2 tRNA genes are annotated in these 210 nt (G+C 45.2%); both read left to right on the forward strand.

From position 1 onward, the window contains the following. A tRNA-Lys gene (locus tag AN394_RS21545) sits at positions 1 to 76 on the forward strand. Between the two features lie 56 nt (positions 77 to 132). Then, a tRNA-Lys gene (locus AN394_RS21550) sits at positions 133 to 208 on the forward strand. Positions 209 to 210 lie beyond the last annotated feature (2 nt).

The raw sequence follows: 210 nt of genomic DNA on the forward strand, positions 1-210 counted from the left end.
GGGTCATTAGCTCAGTTGGTAGAGCAGTGGACTTTTAATCCATTGGTCGATGGTTCAAGTCCATCATGACCCACCATTCTTTGAATGGTTCTATATCGGCGGATTTACGCAGCTTATTATGAGCATCAGAGCGGGTCATTAGCTCAGTTGGTAGAGCAGTGGACTTTTAATCCATTGGTCGATGGTTCAAGTCCATCATGACCCACCATT

The organism is Pseudoalteromonas sp. P1-26, from assembly GCF_001401795.1.
Classification (GTDB): Bacteria; Pseudomonadota; Gammaproteobacteria; order Enterobacterales; family Alteromonadaceae; genus Pseudoalteromonas.